The 7,520-nt window shown below is 74.5% G+C and carries 8 protein-coding genes and 2 tRNA genes; 6 read left to right on the forward strand and 4 right to left on the reverse strand.

All coding sequences use genetic code 11. The annotated features are described in order from the left end of the window. Nucleotides 1-295: 295 nt before the first annotated feature. Nucleotides 296-502 (forward strand): helix-turn-helix transcriptional regulator, encoded by a 207-nt coding sequence (locus tag FHL79_RS19645; protein ID WP_138760271.1) that lies wholly within the window; start codon nucleotides 296-298, stop codon nucleotides 500-502. A 233-nt stretch (nucleotides 503-735) separates the two neighbouring features. Here the strand turns inward: FHL79_RS19645 and FHL79_RS19650 are convergent. Beyond that, nucleotides 736-808 (reverse strand) — tRNA-Lys (locus tag FHL79_RS19650). 225 nt (nucleotides 809-1,033) lie between these two features. Between FHL79_RS19650 and FHL79_RS19655 the strand changes: the two genes are divergently transcribed. Then, nucleotides 1,034-2,206, forward strand: coding sequence for a L,D-transpeptidase (locus FHL79_RS19655; protein WP_138760261.1), 1,173 nt, complete (start codon nucleotides 1,034-1,036; stop codon nucleotides 2,204-2,206). Nucleotides 2,207-2,232: 26 nt separating this feature from the next. Here the strand turns inward: FHL79_RS19655 and FHL79_RS19660 are convergent, their stop codons facing one another. Further along, nucleotides 2,233-2,772 carry a DUF1353 domain-containing protein gene (locus FHL79_RS19660; protein WP_138760262.1) on the reverse strand — a complete coding sequence of 180 codons (540 nt, stop codon included), beginning with the start codon at nucleotides 2,770-2,772 and terminating at the stop codon, nucleotides 2,233-2,235. A 113-nt stretch (nucleotides 2,773-2,885) separates the two neighbouring features. On the opposite strand from FHL79_RS19660, the gene FHL79_RS19665 reads away from it, so the two are divergent. From FHL79_RS19665 to FHL79_RS19675, 3 genes are all read left to right on the forward strand, one after another. Continuing rightward, nucleotides 2,886-3,992, forward strand: coding sequence for a sensor histidine kinase (locus tag FHL79_RS19665; protein ID WP_138760263.1), 1,107 nt, complete (start codon nucleotides 2,886-2,888; stop codon nucleotides 3,990-3,992). Further along, a complete protein-coding gene (locus tag FHL79_RS19670; protein ID WP_138760264.1) occupies nucleotides 3,989-4,648 on the forward strand; it encodes a response regulator in 660 nt (219 codons plus the stop codon). The genes FHL79_RS19665 and FHL79_RS19670 overlap by 4 nt, the downstream gene beginning before the upstream one ends. Nucleotides 4,649-4,762: 114 nt before the next feature. Next, on the forward strand, nucleotides 4,763-5,170 hold the full coding sequence (locus tag FHL79_RS19675) for a hypothetical protein (protein ID WP_138760265.1): 408 nt from the start codon (nucleotides 4,763-4,765) through the stop codon (nucleotides 5,168-5,170). Between the two features lie 95 nt (nucleotides 5,171-5,265). On the opposite strand, the gene FHL79_RS19680 is transcribed toward FHL79_RS19675, so the two are convergent. Together FHL79_RS19680 and orn are read right to left on the reverse strand one after the other, a co-directional pair. Beyond that, nucleotides 5,266-5,338: transfer RNA gene (locus tag FHL79_RS19680), tRNA-His, on the reverse strand. Nucleotides 5,339-5,400: 62 nt separating this feature from the next. Continuing rightward, a complete protein-coding gene (gene orn, locus FHL79_RS19685) occupies nucleotides 5,401-6,081 on the reverse strand; it encodes an oligoribonuclease (RefSeq protein ID WP_138760266.1) in 681 nt (226 codons plus the stop codon). A gap of 128 nt (nucleotides 6,082-6,209) precedes the next feature. On the opposite strand from orn, the gene FHL79_RS19690 reads away from it, so the two are divergent. Further along, nucleotides 6,210-7,421, forward strand: coding sequence for a hypothetical protein (locus FHL79_RS19690; RefSeq protein ID WP_138760267.1), 1,212 nt, complete (start codon nucleotides 6,210-6,212; stop codon nucleotides 7,419-7,421). The last annotated feature ends 99 nt before the right edge of the window (nucleotides 7,422-7,520 follow it).

Below are 7,520 nucleotides of genomic sequence, written 5' to 3' on the forward strand. Positions count from 1 at the left end.
GAGGCACCGGAACGCTCGGACCCGTTGCACCGCGGTCGAGGTCAGAGGCAACTCGGCCGGACGGCCCGCCGGGAATCCACACCGCGGTCGGCGCTCCAACACTGCCCACCTCGTCGCTGAGGACCTCGCCCAGGCCCGGGAGCGGTGGATCGCTGTCTTCGCTCGCGACAGGTCCGACCTCGGCCCCGCTCATGCCGCCGCGCTTGCCGCCGTGGACGCGGCGCGCTACGCCCAGCCGCCTCTCTCCGGTTGGACCGTCACGGAGCAGGCCAGCGGCATCCGCCGGCCGGAGCCCATGCCCGACCGTCCCGTCAGCGGCGAACTCGAACTGCTCACCCTCCCGGAGGCCGCCGAAGTGCTCCGCGCTCCGGTGGCCACGCTGCGCTGCTGGCGGCACCTCGGCACGGGCCCGCGTACCTTCCGGCTGGGCCGCCGCGTCGTCCACCGCCTCGCCGACGTCCGCGCCTGGATCGACGTCCAGGACCACCGCAACGACGCGTGAGGGGTCCGCCCACCGTGCCGAGGGAACCGCCGTCAGCTGTGGCAGTGACGCCGACGACCGACCCAACGCACGTGTCGAGGCGCAGATCACACCCGCCGGCGGTCGATTCCTCGGCGCTGGCCTCACCCTCCGCGCGGACTCCTGCGGTCTGTTCGCGGACAGCGGGTCCCCCGGGACAGCAGACGGGCCCGACCGGCGGGGGTGAAACGCAGGTCAGGCCCGGTGTTGCGGAGTGCGCCATCAGGGACTCGAACCCCGAACCCGCTGATTAAGAGTCAGCTGCTCTGCCAATTGAGCTAATGGCGCGTGTCGTCCGGTGCGGCCGGGCAACAGTGGAGAACTGTACACGCCGGTCGGACGTCGCTGTCCGGGGGTCCGGAGGACGGATCCTCCCGCCCGACAACCATCAGGTCTGCCGATGAGTGGACACTGGGACGTGCACGCAGCCCCCGGGACCGTCCCGGCCCGGGCGCGCGCCGGTACAGGGGGCAGGTCGTCGTGGGTCGGCAGCAGGCGAGACGGATCGCCGCAGTGTTCATCGCCGCGTCGCTGGCGCTGCTGGCGGGGTGCCAGGGGTCGTCGTCCGGCGCCGCGGACGACACCGGCGCACCGCAGTCGTCCGCGGCGCCGGCCCAGCTCGCGCTGAGCCTGGCCGACGGCGCCGTCGACGTCTCCCCGACCACCCCGGTGGAGGTCGGCGTCACCGGCGGTGACCTCGGCGAGGTCACGGTCACCGACGACGCCGGCGCCGCGGTGCCCGGCAGCGTGGGGCCGGCTCCCGAGGACCCGGCCACGACGCTGTGGACGCCGGAGCAGCCGCTGGCCTACGGCACCAGCTACACCGTGACGGCGACCGCCACCAACGCCGAGGACGACGAGGCCACGTCGACCTCCACGTTCACCACGGTGACCCCCGCGACGCTGTCCACGCCGGGCATCGGCCCGCTGGACGGCACCACGGTCGGTGTCGGGATGCCCATCCGGGTCTACTTCGACCAGCCGGTGGCCGACGAGGCGGCCGTCGAGAGCCACCTGCTGGTCACCAGCTCCACGCCCACCGACGGCGTCTGGAACTGGGTGAGCGACAGCGAGGCGCACTTCCGGCCCTCGACGTACTGGCCGGCCGACACCGAGGTGACGCTGGACGCGCAGCTGTACGGCGTCGACTTCGGCGAGGGCGTCTGGGGCGAGAAGGACCGCACGGTCTCCTTCTCCATCGGTGCCGAGCACGTCTCGGTCGCCGACGCCGGCACGCACACGCTCACCGTCCACGACGGCGACCAGGTCGTGCAGACCTTCCCGATGAGCGCCGGCAGCGCCGCCAACCCGACGCACAACGGCGCCCACGTCGTCCTGGAGGAGTTCGACACCATCACGATGGACTCCTCGACCTTCGGCCTGGCCGTCGACGCGCCCGGCGGCTACCGCTCCGAGGGCGTGCGGTACGCCACCCGCATCTCCAACAACGGTGAGTTCGTGCACGGCGCTCCGTGGTCGGTGGCCTCCCAGGGCTCGGCCAACGTCTCGCACGGGTGCATCAACCTCACCGACGAGCGGGCGCACTGGTTCTACGACTTCTCGATCCCGGGTGACGTGGTCGAGGTCGTCGGCTCCAACGGCGCCACCCTGGGCCCGGCCGACGGCGACATCTACGACTGGGCGATCTCCTGGGAGGACTGGAAGGCCGGCAGCGCGCTCAGCTGACCTGCCGCCCGCCGAGAGACCCGGCCCTACAGCCGCATCCCGCGGTCGCCCCTCCGGTCGGCGCCCGGGACGAGGGCGGTGACGGCGGTCTCCACCACCGTGTAGACCGCCAGCGCGCCGGCGATCACCGCGGCCGGCGGGACGACGACCGGCGCGGCCAGCACCGACAGCGCCAGCACCCGCGGCGCATCGGGCCACCAGCCCGGCCGCCGCGCCGGGGAGACCAGCGCGCCCCAGCGGACGGCGCACCACATCAGCCAGCGGCGCACCGGCGGGACGCCCAGCTCCCGCAGCACCCGGCGGAACAGCCCGTCGGCGTCCCGGGAGGAGACCACCCGGGTGGTCAGGCCGGTGGTGACCAGCCAGTCGTGCAGCACCGCGGCCGGGGTGTAGCGGCCAAAGCGGGGGATGAACCAGACGAGCACGCGCGGCACGGAGGCGAAGTCGGTGAGGAAGCCGGCCGGGACGACGAAGGTGTCCCGCCGACCGCGGTAGACCATCGGCTCGACGACCTCCCACAGCTGGTCGGAGGCCCGGCGGACGACGAGGGAGGAGTCGAAGGGCACCGGCCGGGAGTGCCCCGGCCGCGGTGCGCCACACCCACCCCCGGCTGACCGGGGGGCTCGGCTCACCCCGTCGGTCGTTGACCGACCGCTCAACGGCGCAGCACAGTGAGCGGGTGACCCGCGCCCTCGCCGTGCTGACCGGCGGGGCCCTGCTCACCCTCACCGCGGAGGCCACCGGCCTGGAACACCCCCTGCCCCCGATCGCGGTGGCCCTGCTCTTCTCGGTGCTCGCCGTCGCCGCGTTCGGCTGGGTCGACCGGCAGCGACCCCCGCGACGGCTGCGGCTCGCGGTCCGCTACGTCGTCGTCCAGCTCGCGCTGGGCTACCTCGTCTTCATGGCCGGGGGCACCGGCGTCGGGGCGACTCTCCTCTCGCTGGTGCTCGTCAGCCAGAGCGTCCTGCTCCTCCCGCTACCGGCCGCCGTCGTGGTCTCCGCGGTCGTCCCGCTGGTGCACCTCGGCATGCCCATGGCCGACGGGCTGCGCACCATGCTCGGCACCTACGTGGCTGCGGCGTTCACCGCGGTGGTCACCGAGCTGCTCCGCCGCGAGCAGCGGGCCCGCGCGGAACTGGCCGAGGCCAACACCCGGTTGCGCGGGTACGCCGCGCAGGCCGAGGAGCTCGCCACCACGCAGGAGCGCAACCGGGTGGCCCGCGACATCCACGACGGCCTCGGCCACCACCTGACCGTCGTCCAGATGCAGGTGCAGGCCGCCCGCGCGGTCCTCGCGTCCGACCCCGCGCGCGCCGACGCCGTGCTCGCCCAGGCGCAGCAGCAGTCGACGGAGGCGCTGGCGGAGGTCCGCCGGTCGGTCGCCGCGCTGCGCGCGCCCCGCCGGCTCCCTCCGCTGCCCGAGGCGCTGGCGGCCATCGCCGAGGAGACGTCCGCCGCCGGCGTGCCGACGGCGCTGGACGTCCGCGGACCGGCCCGGCCGCTGACCGCCGACGTCGAGGAGTCGCTGTTCCGCGCCGCACAGGAGGGGCTGACGAACGTGCGCAAGCACGCCGGTGCCGGCTTCGCTCGGCTGGAACTCGCCTACGGCGACGACGGCACCGTGCGGCTCGAGGTCTGCGACGACGGCCGGGGGACGGCGGGGGTCCCGGAGACGGGCTTCGGCCTGCTCGGCCTGCGCGAGCGGGCCACCCGGCTCGGCGGCTCGGTCGACGTCGTGTCCGAGGCCGGCCGCGGGACGACGGTCCGGGTGCAGGTGCCCGGGTGAGCGCGACCCCCGTCCGGGTCCTGCTGGTCGACGACCAGGCGTTGTTCCGGGAGGCGCTGGCCACCCTCCTGGAGGTGCGGCCGGAGATCGAGGTCGTCGGTGCGGCCGCGAACGGCGCCGAGACCCTCGACCGGGTGGTCGAGCTGCGGCCGGACGTCGTCCTCATGGACCTGCACATGCCGGTGCTCGACGGCATCGCCGCCACGCGCCGGCTCCGGGCCGAGCAGCCCGGCACCCGGGTCCTCGCGCTGACCACCTTCGACGACGACGAGGACGTGTTCGCGGCGCTGCGGGCCGGCGCCGTCGGCTACCTGCTCAAGGACGTCTCCGGCGACCGGCTGGTCGAGGCGCTGCTCGCCGCCGCCCGGGGCGAGTCGGTGCTGCAGCCCTCGGTGGCTGCGCGCGTGCTGGCCCGCTTCGCCGAGCTGCTAGACGACGCCCCGCCGCGTCCCCAGCCGTTGGTCGTGCCGCTGTCCGACCGCGAGCTCGAGGTGCTCCGGCTGCTGGCCGACGGCGGGAGCAACCGGGAGATCGCCACGGCGCTGTTCCTCGCCGAGGGCACCGTGAAGAACCACGTCACCAACGTGCTGGCGAAGCTCGGCGCCCGGGACCGGACCCAGGCGGCGCTCCGCGGACGGGCGCTCGGGCTCGTGTGACGGTTCCGCCCCGACCGTGACCCCGACCGTGACCCCGACCGTGACCCCGATCGTGACCCCGGCCGTGACCTCCGGCACCTGTCCGGGGCGCGACCGCGCTCGACCATCGGGGGCATGACCACCGAGAGCCTTCCCGCCGCCGCCCGTCCCCGCGCCCACCGCGCCCGGCACTTCGTCCGCCACTACGCCGAGATGGTCGTGGCCATGCTCGTCGGGATGATGGTGCTCGGTCCCGTCGAGGACCTGGTCTGGCCGGGCCTGACCGCCCGTGCGGACGTCGGTGTGCTGGTGATGGCGACGAACATGGCGATCGGCATGGGCGCGTGGATGCGGTTCCGCGGTCACGCGTGGCGGGGCGTCGCCGAGATGTCGGCCTCGATGTACGTGCCCTTCCTGGTCCTGCTCGTGCCGTTCTGGGCCGGCGCGATCGGCGAGCACGCGATGACGGCCTGGGGCCACGTGCTGATGCTGCCGGCGATGGCGGCGGTCATGCTGCTGCGGCCCGACGAGTACGCGCACTGACCGACGCCGGACGGCAGGGAGCCGGGGCAGCCGGGGAGAGCTCCCCACGGAGACGGCAGAGGCCCTGGTCGGCGAACCGACCAGGGCCTCATCGGGGTGAGTGACGGGACTTGAACCCGCGACATCCAGGATCACAACCTGGCGCTCTACCAGCTGAGCTACACCCACCATGCACACCGGGCGGCTGGCGAGAGCCGGCCCGGTGGACGGACCCACGATACCGGAGGGGGTCAGCTCTCCGACGAGGCCGGGGTCGGCAGCGGCGCGGCGTCGGCCGCGCCGGCGGCCAGCAGCGGCGCGAACGCCGTCACCACCTCGCCGGACGCGGCCTGGGCCTGCGCGCTGTCCGGACCCGGCGCGGGGACGAACAGCGTCTGCCGGTAGTAGGCCAGCTCGCGGATCGACTCCAGGATGTCGGCCAACGCGCGGTGGGCCAGGCCCTTGGGGGGCTGGGCGAAGTAGACCCGCGGGAACCAGCGCCGGGCCAGCTCCTTGATCGAGGAGACGTCGATCATCCGGTAGTGCAGGTGGTCGTCCAGCTCCGGCATGTCCCGGGCCAGGAAGCCCCGATCGGTGCCGATCGAGTTGCCGCACAGCGGGGCGGTGCGCCGCTCCGGCACGAACTGCCTCACGTAGGCCAGCACCAGGGCGGACGCCTCCTCGAGGGTGACCGTCGAGGCGCGCACCTCCTCGGTGAGCCCGGACCGCGCGTGCATCTCGGTGACGACGTCGGCCATCCCGGCCAGGTCGGAGTCCTCGGCGTGGATGATCACGTCGAGCCCCGGGTCCAGGACGTTGAGCTGGGAGTCGGTGACCACCACGGCGACCTCGATGAGCTTGTCGCGGACCAGGTCGAGCCCGGTCATCTCGCAGTCGATCCAGACCAGGTTGTTCGTTGCACTGTCCGCCACGTCCGCGACCCTACGCAGGTGGGGCCACCTCAGCCGCCACACCCGCACCGATCCGGGCGATCCAGGGCCGGGACGGCGCCGCGGCACCTACGCTGCGGGCTCCTGCCCCGAGCCCCGCGGAGCCGCCCGTGTCGCCCAGCACGCCCCCTGCCCCGACCCCCGGGGCGCCGTCGTCGCTGTCGGCCGGCCTGCGCTCCCCGGTCGCGCTGCTGCGCTGGCTCTGGTCGGCGTACATGACCCCGGGCGAGCCGGGCCGCGCCACCAGCCAGCAGGAGCTGCGCTGGATCTACACCGCCTGGCTCGCCGCCTTCGCGCTCAAGATGCTCGGCTCGAGCTGGGACGTCTCCTGGCACTTCCGCTGGCTCCGGGACGACCTCGCGCCGCCGCACCTGCTCAACTCCGCCGGCACCGCGCTCGTCGTCGCCCTGGTCGTCTTCGCGACCTACAGCGGCCACGGCGTGGACCGCCGGGCGCTGCGGCTGATGCAGGGCGGCATCGGCGTCTTCCTGGTGGCCATCCCGATCGACATCGTCAACCACCGCGTCAACGGGCTGGACATCACCAGCTGGAGCCCGAGCCACGCGCTGCTCTACCTGGGGACGGCGGTCATGCTGGCCGGCGCGCTGCGCGGGTGGTGGCTGTACGCGGCCCCGGGCCGGGTGCGGGACCTCGTGTCGCTGGGGCTGTGGCTGTTCTTCGTCGAGGACGTGCTCTTCCCCAACCAGCACCAGGAGTACGGCGTCCTGGCGCTGGCCGCCCACCGCGCCGGGCACAGCACCGCCGAGCCCTCGCTGTTGGACTTCGCCGCCGCCCAGGGCCAGTCGCCGGAGCAGTTCATGCTCCCGGTGCCCTCCTGGGTGCACCCGGCCTGGCTGGTCTGCGCCGGCCTGCTCGCCCTCGTGGTGGCCCGGCGGACGGTGGGGCTGCGCTGGACGGCGACCCTGCTGGCCGGCAGCTACCTCGGCTACCGCGCGGTGGCCTGGGTGCTGCTGACCGGGGCCGGGTTCCCGCCCTCGGTGCTGCCGGTGATGCTGCTGGCCGGCGCGGTGCTGGTCGACCTCGCCACCACCGCCCGGGTGCCGGGCTGGCTGGCCGCCCTGCCGGTGACCGCCGGGGTGGCCCTCGCCGCCCTCGCCCAGTCGGCCGTCGCGGTGATCCCGCCGTGGGACTGGGCGGCCGTCCCGGTCGTCGCGGCGGGCTTCGCGCTGCTCTGGGGAGCCGTCGACCGGCTCACCGCCACGCCGGCCTTCGCCCGCTGGCAGCTCCCGGTCGAGCCGGCCGCGGCCGGTCGGCCCGACACGCCGGTGCTGGTGGGGGACGGCGGCGCGTCCCCCCGGTGAGCCGGGAGCGGGCAGGTCGATGACGTAACGTCGGGCCGGTCCGTTGCCGCGCCGTCGCCGCCGCCGACCGCCGCCGGGCCCTCGCCCGCCCCCCTGCCG

Origin of the sequence: Modestobacter altitudinis, from assembly GCF_005930475.1 — a bacterium.
GTDB lineage: Bacteria > Actinomycetota > Actinomycetes > Mycobacteriales > Geodermatophilaceae > Modestobacter > Modestobacter altitudinis.

What these genes read in the sequence shown, in the direction of transcription:
- FHL79_RS19645 (WP_138760271.1), top strand. Translation starts at nt 296, where the DNA reads ATGCCCGACCGTCCCGTCAGCGGCGAACTCGAACTGCTCACCCTCCCG.
- FHL79_RS19675 (WP_138760265.1), top strand. Translation starts at nt 4,763, where the DNA reads ATGACCACCGAGAGCCTTCCCGCCGCCGCCCGTCCCCGCGCCCACCGC.